Origin of the sequence: Saliterribacillus persicus (assembly GCF_003337485.1) — a bacterium.
Taxonomy (GTDB): domain Bacteria; phylum Bacillota; class Bacilli; order Bacillales; family Amphibacillaceae; genus Saliterribacillus; species Saliterribacillus persicus.
Map to the genome: position 1 here is coordinate 250,079 of NZ_QPJJ01000003.1, position 16,688 is coordinate 266,766.

15 protein-coding genes are annotated in these 16,688 nt (G+C 39.0%); 5 read left to right on the forward strand and 10 right to left on the reverse strand.

Annotation, left to right across the window (positions count from 1 at the left end; translation table 11 throughout):
• The first annotated feature begins 1 nt into the window (after position 1).
• The 3 genes from DFR57_RS04825 to DFR57_RS04835 all read left to right on the forward strand — a co-directional run bounded on the left by DFR57_RS04825 (position 2) and on the right by DFR57_RS04835 (position 3,519).
• Positions 2-220, forward strand: coding sequence for a hypothetical protein (locus DFR57_RS04825; protein ID WP_114352023.1), 219 nt, complete (start codon positions 2-4; stop codon positions 218-220).
• A gap of 389 nt (positions 221-609) precedes the next feature.
• Positions 610-2,067, forward strand: a complete 1,458-nt coding sequence (locus DFR57_RS04830) for a Na+/H+ antiporter NhaC family protein (protein WP_114352024.1) — start codon at positions 610-612, stop codon at positions 2,065-2,067.
• A gap of 582 nt (positions 2,068-2,649) precedes the next feature.
• On the forward strand, positions 2,650-3,519 hold the full coding sequence (locus DFR57_RS04835) for an AraC family transcriptional regulator (RefSeq protein ID WP_114352025.1): 870 nt from the start codon (positions 2,650-2,652) through the stop codon (positions 3,517-3,519).
• 296 nt (positions 3,520-3,815) lie between these two features.
• On the opposite strand, the gene DFR57_RS04840 is transcribed toward DFR57_RS04835, so the two are convergent.
• From DFR57_RS04840 to DFR57_RS04870, 7 genes are all read right to left on the reverse strand, one after another.
• The gene (locus DFR57_RS04840) at positions 3,816-4,733 is read right to left on the reverse strand and encodes an aldo/keto reductase (RefSeq protein WP_114352124.1); all 918 of its coding nucleotides are present in this window, start codon (positions 4,731-4,733) and stop codon (positions 3,816-3,818) included.
• A gap of 71 nt (positions 4,734-4,804) precedes the next feature.
• Positions 4,805-5,899 carry an ABC transporter ATP-binding protein gene (locus DFR57_RS04845; protein ID WP_114352026.1) on the reverse strand — a complete coding sequence of 365 codons (1,095 nt, stop codon included), beginning with the start codon at positions 5,897-5,899 and terminating at the stop codon, positions 4,805-4,807.
• Positions 5,899-7,629 carry an ABC transporter permease gene (locus tag DFR57_RS04850; protein ID WP_114352027.1) on the reverse strand — a complete coding sequence of 577 codons (1,731 nt, stop codon included), beginning with the start codon at positions 7,627-7,629 and terminating at the stop codon, positions 5,899-5,901. The genes DFR57_RS04845 and DFR57_RS04850 overlap by 1 nt, the downstream gene beginning before the upstream one ends.
• A 9-nt stretch (positions 7,630-7,638) precedes the next feature.
• Positions 7,639-8,649 carry an ABC transporter substrate-binding protein gene (locus DFR57_RS04855; protein WP_114352028.1) on the reverse strand — a complete coding sequence of 337 codons (1,011 nt, stop codon included), beginning with the start codon at positions 8,647-8,649 and terminating at the stop codon, positions 7,639-7,641.
• Positions 8,642-9,442 (reverse strand): 5'/3'-nucleotidase SurE, encoded by an 801-nt coding sequence (surE, locus tag DFR57_RS04860; protein ID WP_114352029.1) that lies wholly within the window; start codon positions 9,440-9,442, stop codon positions 8,642-8,644. Before surE ends, DFR57_RS04855 begins: the two co-directional genes overlap by 8 nt.
• The gene (locus DFR57_RS04865) at positions 9,420-10,226 is read right to left on the reverse strand and encodes a sugar phosphate isomerase/epimerase family protein (RefSeq protein ID WP_114352030.1); all 807 of its coding nucleotides are present in this window, start codon (positions 10,224-10,226) and stop codon (positions 9,420-9,422) included. Before DFR57_RS04865 ends, surE begins: the two co-directional genes overlap by 23 nt.
• Positions 10,223-11,038 carry a PHP domain-containing protein gene (locus tag DFR57_RS04870; RefSeq protein WP_114352031.1) on the reverse strand — a complete coding sequence of 272 codons (816 nt, stop codon included), beginning with the start codon at positions 11,036-11,038 and terminating at the stop codon, positions 10,223-10,225. Before DFR57_RS04870 ends, DFR57_RS04865 begins: the two co-directional genes overlap by 4 nt.
• A 571-nt stretch (positions 11,039-11,609) precedes the next feature.
• On the opposite strand from DFR57_RS04870, the gene DFR57_RS04875 reads away from it, so the two are divergent.
• Both DFR57_RS04875 and DFR57_RS04880 read left to right on the forward strand, forming a co-directional pair.
• Positions 11,610-12,197: an AAA family ATPase gene (locus tag DFR57_RS04875; RefSeq protein ID WP_114352032.1), complete on the forward strand. Its 588-nt coding sequence runs from the start codon at positions 11,610-11,612 to the stop codon at positions 12,195-12,197.
• A gap of 27 nt (positions 12,198-12,224) precedes the next feature.
• Positions 12,225-12,839 carry an NUDIX hydrolase gene (locus tag DFR57_RS04880; RefSeq protein WP_114352033.1) on the forward strand — a complete coding sequence of 205 codons (615 nt, stop codon included), beginning with the start codon at positions 12,225-12,227 and terminating at the stop codon, positions 12,837-12,839.
• Between the two features lie 87 nt (positions 12,840-12,926).
• Here the strand turns inward: DFR57_RS04880 and DFR57_RS04885 are convergent, their stop codons facing one another.
• The 3 genes from DFR57_RS04885 to DFR57_RS04895 all read right to left on the reverse strand — a co-directional run bounded on the left by DFR57_RS04885 (position 12,927) and on the right by DFR57_RS04895 (position 16,672).
• Entirely contained in the window at positions 12,927-13,796 is an 870-nt protein-coding gene (locus DFR57_RS04885; RefSeq protein WP_114352034.1) for an ROK family protein, read from the reverse strand.
• Positions 13,797-13,801: 5 nt separating this feature from the next.
• Positions 13,802-15,205: a sucrose-6-phosphate hydrolase gene (locus DFR57_RS04890; RefSeq protein WP_114352035.1), complete on the reverse strand. Its 1,404-nt coding sequence runs from the start codon at positions 15,203-15,205 to the stop codon at positions 13,802-13,804.
• Between the two features lie 75 nt (positions 15,206-15,280).
• Complete coding sequence (locus tag DFR57_RS04895) at positions 15,281-16,672, reverse strand: sucrose-specific PTS transporter subunit IIBC (protein WP_114352036.1); 1,392 nt, start codon at positions 16,670-16,672, stop codon at positions 15,281-15,283.
• Positions 16,673-16,688: the final 16 nt, after the last annotated feature.

The following is a 16,688-nucleotide window of genomic DNA, read 5'->3' on the forward strand; positions in this document are numbered from 1 at the left end:
TATGAAAAAGAAAAAACTCAATATTACGGCTACTACATTATCCTTAATTTATTGTTTCGTTTTGGCTTATTTTTTCTTAATTGCAGAACCTGCAACAGAAAATCCCAACAGACCATTATGGATACATTCTATAATTCCAGCAGGAGTTGTAGTTATTAAGATTTTTTTCGATTATGTAATTAAAAAAGATTATATACGTGATTATCTTGACAAAAAATAGTGATGTAAGTCGATTAACTTATCGACAGAGGAGTCCTTTTTTGGGATTTGGATTATTACCAAATCCTTAGAAAGGATTTTTTATTGGGAAACGATTTTTTGAATACCCTAATAATATTAAATCGAATCTATTTAAGCAGAAAATTGTGATTATTTATACATAATTTATTATTTTTATAGGTTTCTCTTATGGTAGAATAAAATGAGCATTCTGTTAGAAGAGCTATATGATTTTTAAAATTATTTTTAAAAATCCTCGAAAAACATTTAGAAAACAATTTAATTATTGATGGAAATACTCCTAAACTTCTGCCATTAAGAACATTTAAGTGGAACTAGATATGCAATAATACCAAAAATTATTTATATGATCGTATGAGGAGGAGCAACATGTCACAAGAAAAAAATATGGAACAAAATGAAAAAAACAAAATTCATTCCTTAAAGTTTAGATTCGGAGCTTTTGGTGCAGCAGTCCCTCTTTTGTTTTTCGTGATTTGGGCCATTACCATTAGTGTTTTGCAATTATCATCTGAAACTGCACTAGTTTTAGGTGCGATATTTGGGATTACGCTCGGTCTTTTTTTCTCAAAGAGTAAATGGGCAGACTATGCACAAGGTTTATTTGATGGTCTAGCACAGCCAATTGGAGTTGTTGCAATCGTTGCCTGGTTTTATGCCGGTATGTTTGCGCAAGTACTTCAGGTTGGTGGTCTTGTAGAAGGACTTGTTTGGATTGGTACAATTACCGGATTTACAGGCGGCCTATTTGTTGGACTTACTTTTATTTTAGCGGCAGTTTTTTCGACTGCTGTTGGAACAGGATACGGGACAACCGTAGCTTTTTGTACATTAATGTTTCCTGCAGGTGTTGCAACAGGGGCTGATCCTACCATTTTATTCGCTGCTATCCTAGCAGGTGCGGTATTTGGTGATAATCTTGCACCAGTTTCAGACACGACGATCGTTTCTGCGACTACACAAAATGCTGATGTTCCTGGTGTCGTTCGAAGTCGTTTCAAATATGCAATTGCAGCTACCGTTCCAGCATTGATTTTATTTATCGTCTTAGGTGGCGGTGGAACATTTCAGGATCAAGCAAGCTTTAATACCGATACGAGTCCCAGTGGATTATTAATGCTAATTCCTTTTTTTATCGTCCTTTATCTAGCATTATCTGGTCACCACATTATTACATCACTTACGTGGGGGATAATTTCTGGTATTGTCTGGATTATGATTTTCCCTGTCGGTTCGATTAGCCAGGTGATTAGCTTTAATCCAGAATCTGATACCATCATTGAAGGCGCTCTAGTCAATGGGATAGTCGGTTATATGAATATGGCCATTCTTATATTATTAATTGTTGCTGCTGCCCATCTTTTAAAACTTGGTGGAACGATGCAGGTTATTACAAAGACTTTAATGAAATGGATCAAGAATTCTGTAAAACGTGCAGAACTCTCCATGTGGGCAATAGTTGCTCTATTAAATAGTGCTATCACGATTAATACTGCTGCTGAAATTGCTGCAGCACCATTTGTACGTGAAATTGGTGAAAAATATAAAATTCATAGCTATAGAAGAGCGAACATGCTTGACGCTATCACGTCAGCACTGGGATATATCTTCCCTTGGGGTGCACCAGTTTTACTAGGTTGGTCAACGATTAGTATGATGCAGGAAACCTACGAGTGGCTACCCATTGTCGCTCCTACATCTGTCTTCCCGTTTGTTTTCCAAGGCTGGTTCTTAGTGATTGTTATGCTTATAGCTGCCTTAACTGGTTGGGGACTCAGGTTCCAAGGGAAAAACGGAGAAGAGCTAAAGGAACGACCGCAAGATTAAATCATAATAAAATAACCGGATATATCAGTCCAAACAAAAAATATGAAGACTCCGTCAGAAACTGTATTTGACGGGGTCTTTATTTTTGAACTTAATAAAGCCACGTCCACCAGGAGCAAAGTATTTTGACAAAACGCTGATGTTGATTTGCAATAAAGATATACCGAATTTGATAAGAAAAACCTCTTGGGATAAAATGTCTCTAATTGTAGCTTTAAAATAATGTCGAGACGTTTGTTTGTGTTGTCCAAATGGCTTTTTATGCTTACAATAAAATTAAGTATTATTCCATAAACGGTCTAGATTGTGGAAGAATTGGTTTTGTTGTAGCTGTTGAAAAGTTTTATTAAATCATCGTTTATACTCTCTAACCAAAGACAAATAGTAAGAGTATGTTCTAAAAAACATGTTCAAACACGATTAATTAAATGTTAAAGATTAACCACTATATATACATTCTTGTTAGTTTTCACCAAATCTGTCCTTTTTACATTAAATGCATAGAACCTGCCACAACAAAGCATAAATTGACAGGATATTTTCTTTAAAAGTTGCTAAGATGAAAATAAGGAGTTGATAACCATGGCAGGGGTGGAAACAATACAAAAGGCAATTGAGTACATGGAGAAAAATATATTGAAGAATATTACGATAGACAGTATTTCTAAACAAGCCAATGTGTCACCTTTTCATTTCCAACGAACATTTGCAGTTTTAACAGATATTACGATTGGTGACTATATAAGAAGGCGGCGACTAACATTGGCCGGAGAAGAATTACTGACTACAGATGCGAAGATTATTGACCTTGCTAATAAATATGGTTATGAAACTCCAGAGGCTTTTTCAAAGGCTTTTCGCAGACAACACGGGGTTGCTCCAAGTGAAGCGCGAAAGAATAAGGGGAAGCTACAATCCTATAACCGCCTGATTATCCAGGTAATCTTGAAAGGGGCAGAACCAATGAAGTATAGTGTCGTGGAGAAGAATGCGATTAAAGTTGTTGGGATTAAGCGAGAGTTTTCTTGTGTGGAAGAGGAAGAAAACGTAATAGGAATTCCAGAATTTTGGGAAGAGGTCAATCAAAATGGAACAAGTGATTTGCTATTTCAACTGAATGACGGGTTAGTAAATGGTGTTTTAGGTGTTTGTGGAGAACTCAGTGAAGAGCAAAGAAAGACTAATGTTTTTGATTATTGGGTGGCCACCTCGTACGCTGGAGAAGTTCCAGAAGGGATGCTTGGATTAGAAATTCCTGCTTCCAAATGGGCGGTTTTTGAAGTGCATGGACCAATGCCTGCTGCGATGCAAAATACGTGGAAACAAATTTTCTCCGAATGGTTTCCATCCACCGGGTATAAGCATGCAGGTACTCTAGAATTTGAGTCATATATGGATGGGGATCCCCATAGCCCAGATTATTACTCAGAAATCTGGATTCCAATTAAATAAGATCACTATTTTGTACAGTCTTTGACAATCGAACGCGATTGTGGGAAATCAAAAGCAAAAAATGATCTATTTTTTTTATGATAATTGCACAGACCATCACAAATAAAGAATTCATTTTTATCTATTTTTCTCAAGATGTATTCTTTTTGTTTGCTGTAAAAAGAGAGTTTGAACAACACTTTTAATCAAACATTATTTCAAACCTACAGCTGATAAAGCTTGTTAAAAAAATAATCCGAACTGATTTGAGATACCTCAAAATCGTTCGGATTATTTTTATGTCTGATATTTAGGCTTTACGGTAATTTATTGCCTGCTACTCTGTATAACTCATACCATTCTTCACGTGTTAATTTAACGTCAGAGGCTTTGGCTATTTCTTTTAATCGCTCTGGATTCATCGTACCCACAACAGGTTGCATGCGTGCTGGATGACGCAATATCCATGCAATCGCAATTGTTGTTGCTGTAACGCCTTTTGCTTCAGCGATTTCATCTAATTTTTGATTTAATTCAGGGAAATCATCATTCCCAACGAATACACCTTCAAAGAATCCGTGCTGGAATGGTGACCAAGGCTGCACTGTCATATCATGTAAACGACTGTAATCGAGCACACCACCGTCACGTACAATTGCTGGATCGTGCTCCATATTCACATTAAGTCCTGCATCAATCATAGGTGTGAACATTAAGCTGAATTGCAATTGATTAGCGATCAAATCATGGTCAACATATTTTTTCAATAATTCAATTTGCATCGGATTATGGTTACTTACACCAAAGTGTTTGACTTTACCGCTTCTTTTTAACTCAGAAAAAGCTTCCGCTACTTCTTCTGGTTCGACTAAAGCATCCGGACGATGCAGTAGGAGCACATCTATGTAGTCTGTATTTAGGCGCTTCAAGCTTCCTTCTACAGAATTTAAAATATGTCCTTTAGAAAAGTCAAAGGAACCATCACGAATCCCGCACTTTGTCTGCAGTACCATTTTCTCACGGATGGTCGGGTTCATATCAATTGCCTCAGCAAAGATTTCCTCAGAACGTCCTCCACCGTATATATCTGCATGATCAAAAAAGTCGATCCCAAGCTCTAGTGCATTTTCTATCACTCGGTTAGCTTCCTGTGTTGCAAGCTGATCCATTCGCATACAGCCTAACGAAATTTCACTGACATGCATGCCACTTTTTCCTAATTCTAAATTATTCATTAAAGCCACCTCTTTCATTCATTATTGGCTCCATTTTAGCATAGCACAAGCATGTAAGCGATTATATTGCTTTAAGATTGACGCACTAATTGAGGACGTCGATAGGCTTCTTTTTCACGAAAGCTATTTTCTAATGTTAGGAAAATTTGGTCGCCTAATGAAAAGTTACTAAACATATCGGTGTGTACTGTCCACTCACCCTGTTCTGCTTGCACGGTATAATGGATTTCTTTCCCTTGGTACTGCACACTTGTAATAACTGCTGGTATTCCTTCTTTATTCGCATCACTTGGCAATACCTGAAATTGTTCAGGTCGAACGGGATATAACCCCTTCGCTTTCATTTCTTTTGTGACAGCCTCTCCGTTAAAGCGTAAGGCTTTATTTAATCCAGGTCTAAAGGTATCTTCCTGCCATTCGCCTTTTAATAAATTTGCCTTTCCTACAAAGCTTGCGACAAACGTAGATGTAGGCTTTGTATAAATTTCTTTTGGCGTACCGACCTGTTCAATTTCTCCCTTATTCATTACAACGATGCGATCGGCCATTGCTAACGCTTCACCCTGGTCATGTGTCACATAAATAATCGTAGCTTTGGTTAACCGGTGCAAGGCTTGAATTTCCTTGCGCATTTCCATGCGTAGTTCTGCGTCAAGGTTACTTAATGGTTCATCCATTAACAGTAATGCGGGACTTGGAGCAATTGCTCTTGCCAATGCTACGCGCTGCTTTTGACCACCGGAAAGTGCTTGTGGCATTCTTTTTTTAAAAAGGTTGAGTTCAACAATGTCGAGTACCTCTTCGACCCGCTTCTTCTTTTCACTAGTACTCATTTTGCTGCAGAAGCGGTGATGCTCCAATGGAAATTTAATATGTTCTTCTACGTTAAGGTGTGGCCATAATGCAAACTGTTGAAATACCATACCGATATTTCGTTTTTCTGGTGGAACACTCTTTTTTCTATTTCCTACTTCTTCTTCCTCAATAGAAATTTGCCCATCTGTCGGTGATAAAAATCCAGCTAACAGGCGTAAAAGTGTGGTTTTTCCGCACCCAGACGGGCCAAGGATCGCAATAAACTCACCCGTTTCTACTTCAAGGTCAATTTGTTTTAACGCTTCAAATGTTCCGAATTTCTTACCGATTTGCTCCATCTTCACACTCATTAGGCTTTCCCCACCTTTCTTTTCCAATAAGTCTCGATAAAATATAGCAAAAGCATGCCTACAACAATCAAGCCGATGATTACACTTGAAAATGCAGTTGAATAGGTGCTATAACCCGCTTGTTCAAAGCTAAAAATGACGACACCAATAGTTTCTGCATTACTTGACCATAACAAGGAAGACACTGTTAATTCGGTCAGGGCTGTTAAAAATACTAAGAATGCTCCACTTAATATTCCTGGTAAAAGAAGCGGTAATAAAATTTTTCTCCATTTAGAATATCCATTGGAACCACTTACCTGTGCAGCTTCTTCCATCGTAATATCCACCTGCATCACAGCAGTGATACTTCCTCGCACCTGTAAAATAAAGAAGCGAGTAAAATAAGCAATAAATAAAATCAAAATGGACCCGTAAATTCCTGGATTGAAGCCAGGAATTGGTTCCATCCATGCAAATATCATCGATAGCGCCATTACGGTTCCTGGAAGAGCATAAGGCATGCTGATAGCAAGCTCCTGAAACTGATTGGTTTTGTTCGGTCTGCGAACACGATAATAAGCAAACGCCGTTCCAAGTACAATCCCAATTAGTGTAGTAATCCCTGCTAGTTTAAGACTATTAAAAATAGCGCGCTCTGATTTTGCACTAGTTTCAAATATATACTGATAGTTTTTGAGTGTGATATTTTCTAGTGTAAAATCAAGTCCATAGGCAGATACGAGCGACGTCATTCCCATGGAGACAAAAGGTACGACACTTGATAAAAGGAAGAAGCTCCACAAAAATACCTCAATCCAAATTCTTTTCTTACCTAACAAAAACCTAGGCTTTTTATCTTCAACAGTTGTTTCGATCCGTTTTGATTTCTTTAAAAGTAGCCATTGAATGAAAATCCCTAGTAATGCAACAACCCCTAGTAAAACAGAAAGTGTTGCAGCACGCTCGAATGCTGTTGGACCAAAACCAACTACCTGCTGATAAATATAGGTGCTTAATACACTTATTTGTGCAGGTATACCTAAAAATGCAGGAATACCAAAATTATCAAGGTTGGCCAGAAATGCAAGGAATCCTCCACTTGCAATGCCTGGAAGAGCTAACGGCAGGGTTACTTTTTTAAATGTATTAAACGCACTCGCACCAGAGACTCTTGACGCTTGCTCCAATTCACGCGGAATTTTTCGGAGCACACCAACTGACAGGAGATAGACAAGTGGGTAATGCGAAAATCCAAGTACAAAGATAATTCCGGCCATGCTGTATAAATTAATCGGTTCGAGTGAAAACGGCAGGGCACTGACCATTTTTCCATACAAGCCATTCGCGCCTAAAAATTGGGTCCAGGCAAGTGTTGAAATATAAGACGGGATAATAAATGGTAAAACAAAAAATATTTGCATCAATTTCTTTGCGCGTATATCGGTGTAAGCAACAAGAAAAGCTAGCGTTACGCCAAGTGTCACAGCTATCAATGTTGAGCCTAAGACCATAATGACCGTATTATAAAGTACGTCCCACGTCTTTGGGTCCATGAGTAGATTGGTATAATTTGCGAGACTAAGCTGTCCATCTTGTTGAAAGCTTAAGAGAACAAGCCTATAGATCGGTACTAAAAAAATAATTAAAATAGCTACAAGTGCGAGAATTTTACCTAATTTTTTTGAATGAAACATGGAGGATAATGCACGTGTTGGCATTATCCTCTTGTTTGGCTGTGTTGTATTCATCGAAGCACCCTATTCTCCAAATAATTGATTAAAGCGTCCTTTATCTTCTTCACGTGATTTGTATAATTCCTTAACGTCTGCTTCTATTACATCCATTTCATCAATTGTTTTTAAGCCTTCAGGTGCGTCCATTCCTTCTCGAATTGGTGTATACCCAATGTCAACCGCAAGCTGCTGGCCTTCTTCAGATAAGACAAAGTCAACAAATGCTTTAGCTGCGTCCTCGTTTTCAGCATCCTTCATAATACCAATTGGCTCGGTGATAACTGGAACGCCTTCTTCAGGGTAAACGATCGTTACCGGAGAACCTTCTGCTTCTGCTCTTGCTACGATAAAATCAACTACCATGCCGTAATCTGCTTCCCCTGCTGCTACGCCTTTTAAGACCGCACCATTTCCCTGGGTAATCGTTGCGCCATTTGCTTCGATATTTTCATAAAAATCCCATCCAAAACGATCATCTCTCGTGATCACGCCTAAATTATATGCTGCTGCCCCAGAGTATAATGGACTTGGCATGATCATGTTATTATTAGCTGCTTCTTCTGTTAAGACATTCCATGAGGTTGGAAGATCTGTTACATTTTCTGTGTTTACTACAAGTGCTGTGGACATCACTTTCGTACCAAAATACATATTTTCTTCATCTACAAAATTAGCTGGAATCGCTCCCGCTTCCTCTGATTCATAGCTAAGAAGCATTTCTTGTTGTTTTAAGCTTTCAAATGTCACTGCATCTGCTACAAGTAATACATCAGCTTGAACGTCTCCTGCTTCTTTTTCTGCTTGAATCTTACTAATTACTTCTTCTGTACCAGAACGGTAAATGGACACATCTACATCTGGATATTTTTCTTTATATGCTTCAACTAATTGCTCTGCATCAGCGTCAGGCTGTGATGTGTAAAAATTCAACTCACCAGACAGATCTCCACTTTCTTTACCAGACGTTTCACCTGAACACGCAGCAAGCACCAATACGGATAGGATTAAGACTAAAAAACTTTTTATATTAAACATGAAATAATTCCTCCTTCGTTCTATTAAATGTTTGAAACCATCGATTTAATTGTTCGATTTTCCTTCTATTTGTTGCTTTCATTCCAACGGGGGAAATCGTGACATACCCTTCTCGTAGAGCACTGAAATCCTTGCCTTTTTTCAACACTTCTAATTGCTGATATTGATCCTTTAACCAATAATAGACCTGCCCGTGCGGATCGTTTAACCCTACATAACGGTAGCGCTCTACTCCCATATCGAGTGGAACTACTTTTACACCACGACATAATTCCTTGGAGGTATAGGGCATATTGATGTTTAGCATCATGCCATTTGGGGTCTTATTTGCTAGAATCACCTCCACAATTTGATAAAAGAGTGCTTTCACCTGTTGATAGTTCACATAATTGCTATCAAATGATGCAAGTGAAACGGCTACAGAGGGAATCTGATTGAGTGAAGCTTCCATTGCTCCTGCAATCGTGCCAGAGTAATACATATCTCGACCTAAATTAGGACCAATATTAATACCAGAAAAAACGATATCTGGAGGTTCTTTCATTAATACCTCGATTGCTAATTTCACACAATCTGCTGGTGTCCCGTTGATCATCCATGAGGATACACCTGAGGTAAATAGATTGGTTGGAATTGCTTTGATTGGATTTCTAAGTGTAATGGAATGACTGATCGCACTTCTTTCTTTATCAGGACAGACGACATATACTTCACCAAAATGCTGGAGTACATTTACCATCGTCTCAAGTCCAGGATGAAAGATACCATCATCATTTGTAACTAATATTCTCAACCGTTTCCCTCCTACTTCTCATTGCTTTTAATGCATCGATATTTTGTTTTAATAGTTTAAGTCCAGTTTGTTGATCAAAGCCTTCAATTACAGTTGGTAAATCTGTGTTTTCACAAGCTTCTATCATATCTGGAAGATCAATTTCACCTGTTCCAATTGGCACATGATAATTCTTTCGGGTAGCATCACTGAGATGTATTTTGTTGATTCGCTGAAGACTTTGGAAATATGTAAAAGGATTGATATCGACTGGAACGTGGGCTACGTCAAAGGTGACACGAATGTTTTCTGGGATTTTTTCGAGTAAACGATTCATGGCATCAGGTGTTGTGATTAGTTCCTTTGGTTTTTCTTCCATTAACTCAAGCGAGATCTCTATATTTTTGGAAGCAGCTTTTTCAGCTAACTGATAAAGGCTTTCTACCATAAATTGCTCCTGCTTTTTATGCCAACAGTTCTCATGAATTAATCGTCCAGGATGAAATGTTACATTATCTGCTCCAATTGCTTTTGCGATTTCGATCGTTTTTTCAATTTCTGCGAGTGACTGCATTCTGATTCCTTTATTTAATGCAGCAATATTAATATCCCAGCTCGGTGCATGCATGGTGAGCATTTGATTGCTGCTTTTCACTGCGTCTTGAATTGCTTGAAGCGGTGTATGATGAAAATATATTTGCTCTGTCCAGATTTCCACTCCATCTAATCCGAAAATATCTGCAAGTTTAATTACACCAGGGATCGGATAAGCCCAAGCAAGGGTCGAGGACATTAACACTTTCATTTACTCAGCTCCTTCTGTTGCCAATTATTTTTACAAGCTTCTGGAATATCCTGACTTCCGATTGAAAATGGATTGCGAGAATGTGGCCCATGATGATCGCTGCCACCTGAGATTAATAGATCATGGGCATCAGCGATGTGCTTCCATTTGGAGATATCCGCTTCACTGTGTCTAGGATGGTAGACTTCTATGCCATCTAATCCATAGCTTATGAGCTTCTCGGGAGCAACATTTGTCTTGTACATGCCAGGGTGAGCAAGAAACGCCTTACCTCCAGCCTGATGAATCAGGGCAATCGCATCTGCTGCGGTAAAAGAGGCACGCTGGATAAAGGCATCTGCCCCTTTTTTCAAAAGAGAATCATAGGCTTTTTCTTGTGTTTGGAAATACCCTTGGTCTACCAGTTCTAAAGCGATATGCGTGCGAACAATAATTTCACCGGTCGCCCATTTCTTCGCACCATGGAAAGTGATTGGATAGCCTAGCTCATGTAATCGATTGATGATTTTTTGGGCCCATTGATTGCGTTCTTTTTGGCGCCAATTAATATGTGCGGTTAATGCCGGATGAACAGGATCGAGATGATATCCTAGGATGTGTAGCTCTCCATCATCGCCGTCTGTGTTCAACTCAATGCCCGGTATTAAATCGATGCCTTTTTTTCTAGCGATATTGATGGCATCCAGATATCCTCCGATTTCGTCATGGTCTGTTATCGAAATGATAGATAGATCGTTTTTTGCCGCTTCCTCGATAATTTGAGTCGGTGTGAGCTCTCCGTCTGAAAAGGTCGAATGAATATGTAAGTCCATGTGCACCTCACCTCGCTTTGTTTTATCTAACTCTTACTTTACTAGCGAAATATGAAGCACGTATAAATAGAAAGTTTGAAATTGGTTAAGATCATGTAAAGGAAATATCTAGGAAATAATAGATTTTAGGTGTGGGGTTTAGATGTTTAGTGGGATAGAGACAGGCTTTTTATCACATTGAGTGCTATTCAACTATGAAGATGATGTAAATAATTTACGTGCGCTTCATACAATGGTGTAGATATTGGGTTTGTGGGACAGAATCGAACATTTTTATGATTTGTGTGACTTTCAAATGACTCTATTTTTGTTTTCGCGGATATATTCTTGAATTGGCGGATATAATCTGATAATCGCGGATATATCTTGAAATTCACTGATACATTGTTTTTTTCGCGGATATATTAAAATTATCGCGGATATATTTTTATGCACATGATTTATGGTTGAGTTCTACACCATTTAGTGTTCTATTCGGGGATACATTCTTGACCATTTGATTAGAAGCACATTTTACGAGTGGATATTTATGTTAAAATGCTAGATAAGAAAATTAAACTGGAGGAAATCTATGAAATTAGTATTATTATTCGGCCCTCCTGCTGTTGGTAAAATGACAGTTGGGCAGGAATTAGAAAAACAGACTGGTTTAAAGCTTTTTCATAATCATATGACGATAGAGCTTTTGCATCCTTTTTTTGGTTTTAGTCAAGAAATGTTTCGATTATCAACCATATTTCGCGAGGGAATTTTTAAGTCTTTTATAAAGACAGATCATGATGGTATGATTTTCACGTTTGTATGGGCCTTCGACCAAGATGAGGATTGGAAATTTGTTGAGTCGATGTGTAATATCTTCACAGCTGAGGATGCAGATATCTATTTTGTGGAGTTAGAGGCTGATACAGATGAAAGATTAGAGAGAAATAAAACACCAAATAGACTTGAACATAAAGCAACAAAAAATAATTTAGAAGCATCTGAGCAAAACTTGTTAAACATGGAAAAAGAACACCGGATGAATTCAAAAAACGGTGAACTACCCTATAACAATTATGTCAGAATCAATAATACCCATTTAAGCGCAGAAGAAGTAGCCAAACGCATTAGGAAAGAATTCCGCTTTCCATTGAATGAAAGAAATATAAGCGATCATTAACTTCATAACAGATAGGAGGTTAGTTCGATGAGTGAACAACTCAAAATTTTTGACGAGACAGGAAATGAAATTGGTGTTGCAGATAGAGACGAGGTACACAAGCATGGATATTGGCATGAGACCTTTCAATGCTGGATGATCGATTCCTTTCAGTCGATCTATTTTCAAAAACGAAGTGCAACAAAAAAAGATTTTCCTAACCTTTTTGATATCACGGCAGCTGGTCACTTAACTAGTATAGAAACAATTGCAGACGGGGTAAGAGAAATAGAAGAGGAACTAGGCATCAAAGTTACGAACGAGGAATTAGTATCACTCGGTGTGATCGATGATTCCATTATTACGAAGGAAATCATTGATCATGAATTTGCGAATGTATTTCTATATGTATTGAAAAAAGAGGATAAATTTACCCTTCAACATGAAGAGGTAGCTGGGATGGTAAAAGCGGATATCCAGGATTTCTATGAGCTTTGCACTCAAAAGAAAGATAGCATCAGGGTCGACGGCTATGACCTAGATGAAAGTGGAAAGAGAGTAGAGTATAGCCAAACCATTTCACTGCAGGATTTTGTACCGCATTCCAAGAATTATTTTGAAACAATTGCTGGCGCTATTTTAAAAATAAGCGAGGGTAGATAGAATTCTATACAGATGAGATGTGTAATCCAACCTACCCTCGGAAATTTTGCGCATAAAAAAATAGCCTGACCGAAGTCAAGCTATCCCTTATTGTTGCATTGCTAAATATAAAGCACCCTTTACTCCCGCTTCATCGGTAAGTCCTGGTGGCACGATGTATTGATCAATCTCTTTTTCTGTTAAAAATGGCGAGCTAACATAACCATTAAGCATCTCTAGCACATTTTTTCGAATCAATGGGAAAAGCTGCGCTTGTTTCATCACGCCTCCACCCATCACAATCCGCTCTGGTGACAGAATATAAATATAGGTCGTCAATGCTTGTGCTAAATAGAATGCTTCCATCTCCCATACCTTAGGATCATCCGCAAGCTCTTGTCCCTTTTTGCCCCAACGATTCATAAGCGATGGACCTGCAGCAATCCCTTCTAAGCAATCCTTGTGATAAGGGCATGTGCCCTCATAATCATCATCTGGATGGCGCTTTACAGGAATATGGCCCATTTCCGGATGCGATAACCCCTTTAACGTTTGTCCGTGGAAATAGGCCCCTGCGCCAATTCCCGTTCCAACAGTTATATACAAACAGGTATTCACATCGGTCGCATTGCCCCATTTTGCTTCACTCATTGCAGCAACGTTCACATCCGTATCAATGATAACCGGAACACCAAGTCCTTCTTTTAATTTTGCTCCAAGTGGATAATCCACCCAGTCCGTTTTCGGCGTCTTCTGAAGCTTCCCGTATTCTGGACTCGTAGCATTAATATCAATTGGACCAAATCCGCCTAGTCCTAAGCGTTCAATCCCTTTACCTTCAAAAAACTCCAGCACCTTTGGCACCGTAATATCCGGGTGCTCGGTTGGAATTACGATCTTTTCTAAAATTTCACCCTGTTCATTTCCTACACCAAGCACAAACTTCGTGCCTCCTGCCTCAATCGCTCCAAGCTTCACCAACATTACCTCCCTATCATCGAACGTAGCGCATATACCTTTACACGAGCATTTGTTTTTACAGTTAATCCTTTATCCTCAACCGCAGCAAACATCCGCGATGAAAATACTAACTCCCCATCATTCACAAATATCTCTAAGGAAGAATGGTCAATATAAGCTTGAATCGAGTTTAACGGTTCTCTAAGCTTACCCACTCGTTTCTCAAGCCCATTCCCATCTAGCCTCGGCCTGGTTAACGTAATCGTTCGATCGCTTTTATTAAAGTCTATTGTAGCATAATCAAACAGATCGATGTGTAACTTTTCATCGTCAATTTCGTGAATATTCACCTCAGCAGAACGCGAGATATCAAGCTCCAACAACTCCGTTACATCCCCATCATACAGCGTCTTTTCCCGTAAATCCTTCAATTCTTCCACTGGTTTTTGAAAAATGTGACCGGAACGAACATGCAATTCCCTGGGTAAGGTTAATTGGTGGATCCATTTATTTTCATGCGTCGGGTGAAGCTCTTCGTCTTGATCTGGAACTCCCATCCAACCGATCAAAATTCGCCTGCCATATGCGTCTTCTGTAGTTTGCGGTGCGTAAAACTCAAACCCACGGTCGAGTTCAGTGAAATCACCATGATCAAAGTGCCAATTCTGATAATCTAATTTGCCTGTAATATATCCGGATTGATGCACATTTTGGTAGTCGATGCCATGCGACTCTAGGCCTTGCGGTGAAAATAACAAGATATCCACACCATCTAATGTGAAGAAATCTGGGCATTCCCACATATAACCAAAACCGTCCGCTAAAACCCCATTAAACTCCCAGCGTTTTAAATCAAACGACTCGAACCCGACAACGGTACCCTTTTCCTCTATGGTTTGGGCGCCAATTACCATGTAATATTTATCATCTTTTTTCCATACCTTTGGATCACGGAAATGCGCAGTGAAGCCTTCAGGTACGGATATTTGCACACCTTCTTTTTCAAAATGGATGCCATCTGTTGAAGTAGCTAGACACTGATATGCGTCACGTATATCGTCTGTTTTCACATTACCTGTGTAAAAAAGATAAAGCTGATCGTCCTTTTCGATTGCACTACCAGAGTATACACCATCCTTATCAAACCAATCACTTGGAGTGAGGGCAGCTGCGTGCCTTGTCCAGTCTACTAAATTAGCAGAAGATAGGTGTCCCCAAAACTTGGAGCCATGTCCTGTTTTAAAAGGCATCCATTGATAAAATAGATGATAGGTTCCATTCCACTGAATCAGCCCGTTGGGATCATTAATTAAGCCAACAGGCGGTGCAACGTGATAGCTAGGATAGTAAGCATCTTCTATTATATTTTTTTGATTCGCTTTTACCTCAAGCTCTGCCTGATTACGAAGTTGTTGATCTTCATTCATAGATTAAAATGCCCCTTTATAATGAAAGTAGCGAAAGCCCTCGCTATCAGATAGGATAACGAAGGCAATCTTGAATTATTTTTCTGTCGTTTCTTTATAACCAAATAGATAGGTTAAAGTAAAGGCGACCGCAATCGCAACAATATTAACGATTAAATAGATGAATAGTTGTTCATTTAAATAGAGCAAGGTTCCTGGAATAACGGTAATCGCCATCCCTGTTGCCTGTAGGTTAAATAAGGCTGCAAGGAAACCGGCAACCCCACCACCGATAAGACCCATGATGAAAGGCTTTCCGTGACGAAGGTTTACCCCGAAAATGGCTGGCTCTGTAATTCCTAAAAATGCAGATAGGGAAGACGGATAAGCCAGTGCTTTCATTTTTTTCGATTTAGATTTAACACCTACTGCTAAAGCGGCTCCACCTTGAGCGGCAATAGAAGCGGTAATAATCGGATTAAACGGGTTGTAATTTAAGTTTTCAAGTAACTGAATCTCTAAGAAATTAAAGATATGATGGACCCCAGTTATAACAATGATTTGATGGAAGAAACCAATAATTAAACCACTTAGTCCTAACGGCAATTCAAGTAGTGCTTTCGTTCCTTCAAAGATCCAGTTTTCCACTAAGTGTAATACTGGTCCTAATGCAAATAGAGAAAGTGTGATCATAATCAATAAGACTAAAAACGGGGTAACAATTAAATCAAGTGCTTCCGGAACCCGTTTTCTAAAATACTTCTCTACTTTCGCACCAACCATACCTGCGAAAAAGGCTGGTAATACCGATCCTTGATAACCGATGACCGGAATAAATCCTAAGAAATAAAGCGGTTCTGCTCCACCACCTGCAACATCCCAAGCATTAGGCAGTGCGGGAGAAACGAGCATTAACCCAAGCACAAGACCGATAACTGGAGTACCACCAAATACACGGAATGTGGACCATGCAACAAGTGCTGGTAAGAAAACAAAGGCAGTATCCGTTAACACTTCAGTAAAAAGTAAGAAATTATCAGAAATACTGTCAGGCGTTAAACCGAATAATGCTAAAACTTGCTCTTGCGTAATGAGACCGCGAAGCCCCATAAATAGACCAGTTGCAACAAGCACTGGAATAATTGGAACAAAGACATCACCAAATGTGCGAATGGCGCGTTGGAAAGTTGTTCCCTGCTTTTTAGATTCTTCCTTCATATCAGATTTCGTGGTGCCAGAAACTCCCTGATTCGTCACTGCTTCATAGATTCGATTTACCGTTCCTGTACCAAAAATAATTTGATATTGACCAGAGTTATAAAATGCACCTTTTACCTTTTCAATTTCTTCAACCGCTTCAACGTCGACTTTTTCATGGTCATGTACCATCACTCGAAGTCTTGTCGCACAATGGGCGATTGATTGAATATTTTCTTCGCCTCCGATAGCTTCCACAACCTGTTTTGCAATCTCTTCATTCGTTGCCATTGTTATTCCCTCCTTA

Excerpts from the sequence above, each read along its gene's own strand:
- DFR57_RS04825 (WP_114352023.1), top strand. The coding sequence starts at position 2 with ATGAAAAAGAAAAAACTCAATATTACGGCTACTACATTATCCTTAATT.
- DFR57_RS04830 (WP_114352024.1), top strand. The coding sequence starts at position 610 with ATGTCACAAGAAAAAAATATGGAACAAAATGAAAAAAACAAAATTCAT.
- DFR57_RS04835 (WP_114352025.1), top strand. The coding sequence starts at position 2,650 with ATGGCAGGGGTGGAAACAATACAAAAGGCAATTGAGTACATGGAGAAA.
- DFR57_RS04840 (WP_114352124.1), bottom strand. The coding sequence starts at position 4,733 with ATGAATAATTTAGAATTAGGAAAAAGTGGCATGCATGTCAGTGAAATT.
- DFR57_RS04845 (WP_114352026.1), bottom strand. The coding sequence starts at position 5,899 with ATGAGTGTGAAGATGGAGCAAATCGGTAAGAAATTCGGAACATTTGAA.
- DFR57_RS04850 (WP_114352027.1), bottom strand. The coding sequence starts at position 7,629 with ATGAATACAACACAGCCAAACAAGAGGATAATGCCAACACGTGCATTA.
- DFR57_RS04855 (WP_114352028.1), bottom strand. The coding sequence starts at position 8,649 with ATGTTTAATATAAAAAGTTTTTTAGTCTTAATCCTATCCGTATTGGTG.
- DFR57_RS04865 (WP_114352030.1), bottom strand. The coding sequence starts at position 10,226 with ATGAAAGTGTTAATGTCCTCGACCCTTGCTTGGGCTTATCCGATCCCT.
- DFR57_RS04870 (WP_114352031.1), bottom strand. The coding sequence starts at position 11,038 with ATGGACTTACATATTCATTCGACCTTTTCAGACGGAGAGCTCACACCG.
- DFR57_RS04875 (WP_114352032.1), top strand. The coding sequence starts at position 11,610 with ATGAAATTAGTATTATTATTCGGCCCTCCTGCTGTTGGTAAAATGACA.
- DFR57_RS04880 (WP_114352033.1), top strand. The coding sequence starts at position 12,225 with ATGAGTGAACAACTCAAAATTTTTGACGAGACAGGAAATGAAATTGGT.
- DFR57_RS04890 (WP_114352035.1), bottom strand. The coding sequence starts at position 15,205 with ATGAATGAAGATCAACAACTTCGTAATCAGGCAGAGCTTGAGGTAAAA.
- DFR57_RS04895 (WP_114352036.1), bottom strand. The coding sequence starts at position 16,672 with ATGGCAACGAATGAAGAGATTGCAAAACAGGTTGTGGAAGCTATCGGA.